The 2,717-nt window shown below is 69.4% G+C and carries 3 protein-coding genes; 2 read left to right on the top strand and 1 reads right to left on the bottom strand.

What is annotated here, in order from left to right:
* Positions 1-230 precede the first annotated feature (230 nt).
* Complete coding sequence (locus tag EHS43_RS41955) at positions 231-737, top strand: peptidylprolyl isomerase (RefSeq protein ID WP_369009077.1); 507 nt, start codon at positions 231-233, stop codon at positions 735-737.
* 51 nt (positions 738-788) lie between these two features.
* Here EHS43_RS41955 and EHS43_RS41950 read toward each other — a convergent pair whose 3' ends face one another.
* The gene (locus tag EHS43_RS41950) at positions 789-1,829 is read right to left on the bottom strand and encodes a Ku protein (protein ID WP_125195728.1); all 1,041 of its coding nucleotides are present in this window, start codon (positions 1,827-1,829) and stop codon (positions 789-791) included.
* A 63-nt stretch (positions 1,830-1,892) separates the two neighbouring features.
* Here EHS43_RS41950 and ligD point away from each other — a divergent pair.
* A partial coding sequence (gene ligD, locus EHS43_RS41945) for a non-homologous end-joining DNA ligase (RefSeq protein ID WP_125195727.1) occupies positions 1,893-2,717 on the top strand: 825 nt, incomplete at its 3' end.

The raw sequence follows: 2,717 nt of genomic DNA, 5'->3' as shown, positions 1-2,717 counted from the left end.
CCCCATTGCCATCGCGGGCGCCCTAGCAGGGAGGCGCGCGGCGCGAACACGTTCCGGCCCACCCGCACCTGCACAGGCACAGGCACAGGCACAGGGCCCGTACCACCGTCCACCGGCCCCTCGCCTCACCGGCGCCCTGACCGTCGTCTGGCGCGCGGGGCGGGAACGGTCCGGGGTGGGGTGTCGCCGTGTGACAAGATGCTTCGGTCATGCCCCACCAGAAAGGGACGATTCCCATGTCCAGGGTCGAGCTGACCACTAATTTCGGCCGTATCGTCCTCGAGCTCGCCGACGCCGAGGCGCCCAAGACCGTCGAGAACTTCCTGCAGTACGTCGGCAACGGGCACTACGACGGCACGATCTTCCACCGGGTGATCGACGGCTTCATGGTCCAGGGCGGTGGCTTCACCGCGGACATGGTGCAGAAGCCCACGCTCGCGCCGGTCCCGAACGAGGCCGACAACGGTCTGAAGAACACCGCGTACACCGTGGCGATGGCGCGCACCAGCGACCCGCACTCGGCGACCGCGCAGTTCTTCATCAACGTCTCGGACAACGAGTTCCTCAACTTCACGGCCAAGAGCCCGAACGGCTGGGGCTACACCGTGTTCGGCAAGGTCGCCGAGGGCCGGGACGTCGTCGACCAGATCAAGGGCGTGCGCACCGGCAGCAGCCGCGGCCACGGTGACGTGCCGACGCAGCCGGTGATCATCGAGTCGGCGAAGGTCGTCGACTGACCTCGCCGCAGGACCGACGCGACCTGCGCGGTGCCCTCGGCGGTGCGCAGGTCACGCGGTGCGTTTGCGGGCGGTCGTCTTCTTGGCCGCCGTCTTCTTCGCGGCCGTCGCCTTCTTCGCCGACGCGGTCTTCTTCGTCCCCTGGGACGACTTCGCCGTCGTCTTCTTCGCGGCGGCCGTCTTCTTCGCCCCGGTGCTCGTGGTGCTCGTGGTGCTCTTCGCGGTCCTGGCGGTCGACTTCTTCCCGCCGGTCTGCTTCGGCGCGGCCCGTGCCGACTTGCGCTGGGGCAGCTGTCTGACCTCCCCCGGCTCCTCGCCCCGGGACTCCTTCGCGTCCCGCACGCTCTTCTCCAGCGCGGCCATGAGGTCGAGCACCTTGCCGCTGCGGGCCGGTTCCGGGGACTCCGGCGGGGCCTCCCCGGCGGCTTTCGCGGCGACGACCTCCTCCAGCGCCTCGCGGTACTCGTCGTGCAGTTCGTCCAGGTCGATCTCGCCCAGGGTGTCCATCAGGGCGTCGGCCAGGTCGAGTTCCTTGTCGCTGACGGTGACCTTGGTGTCGGGGGCGAGTCCCTCGGGTGCGCGGACCTCGTCCGGCCACAGCAGTCCGTGCAGGGCGATGGCGTCCTCGACCACCCGGAGCATGCCGAGCCGCTCCCGCCCGCGCAGCGCGAACTTGGCGATGGCCACCTTGTTGCTGCGCTTGAGCGCCTCCCTCAGCAGGGTGTACGGCTTGGCCGCGGGGGCGCCGCCCGCCTGGAGGTAGTACGACGCGTCCATCTGGAGGGGGTCGATCCGTTCGGCCGGCACGAAGGCGACGATCTCGATGGTCTTGGCCGTCGGGAGCGGCAGATGGGACAGGTCCTCGTCGGTGATCGGGATGATGGTGCCGTCCGCGTCCTCGTAGCCCTTGCCGATCTCCGCCTGGCTGATCTCCCGGTCCTCCAGCTCGCAGACCTTGCGGTAGCGGACCCGGCCGCCGTCCTCGGTGTGGATCTGGCGGAAGGAGATCGAGTGGCTCTCGGTGGCGTTGACCAGCTTGATCGGGATGCTGACCAGGCCGAAGGAGATGGCGCCGTTCCATATGGATCTCACCAGCAGCACCCTTTCTGGGCGTATTGAGCCCTTCTGGCCGTCTTTGCGTGAGATTCTCATCGTATGACGCCGATCACTGAGGTGGAGGGGCGACGGCTCGCGCTCAGCAATCTGGAGAAGGTGCTGTATCCGGCCACCGGCTTCACCAAGGGCGAGGTGCTCCACTACTACGCCACCGCGGCCGACGTCCTCCTCCCCCATCTGCGGGGCCGTGCCGTCTCCTTCCTGCGCTATCCGGACGGTCCCGACGGGCAGGTCTTCTTCGCCAAGAACGTTCCGCCGGGTACGCCCGACTGGGTCACCACGGCCGAGGTGCCCCGCTCGGAGGGGCCGGCCCGGATGGTGTTGGTCCAGGATCTGGCGAGCCTGATGTGGGCCGCCAACCTGGTCACCGAGTTCCACACCCACCAGTGGCTGGTCGACTCGCCCGACGAGGCCGACCGTCTGGTCCTCGACCTGGATCCGGGTGCGCCCGCGACGGTCGTGGAGTGCTGCGAGGTGGCCCTGTGGCTCAGGGAGCGGCTGGCTGCGGACGGCATCGAGGCGTATCCGAAGACCGCGGGGTCCAAGGGGCTGCATCTGCTGGCGGCGGTGCGGGGGGCGTCGTCCGAGCGGGTGTCGGAGTACGCCAGGCAGCTGGCCGTGGAGGCGGAGCGGGCGATGCCGGGGCTGGCGCTGCACCGGATGACCCGTAGCCTGCGGCCCGGGAAGGTCTTCGTGGACTGGAGCCAGAACGCTGCCCGCAAGACCACGGCCACGCCATACACGCTGCGGGCCCGGGCTCGGCCGCTGGTGTCGGCGCCGGTGACGTGGACGGAGGTGGAGGACTGCGCTGCTCCGGGCCAACTGTCTTTTCTGGCCGGGGACATCGGGCCTCGGGTGCAGGAC

This window comes from Streptomyces sp. RP5T, assembly GCF_003933965.1.
Taxonomy (GTDB): Bacteria; Actinomycetota; Actinomycetes; order Streptomycetales; family Streptomycetaceae; genus Streptomyces.
This window is presented reverse-complemented; position numbering and strand designations above follow the sequence as displayed.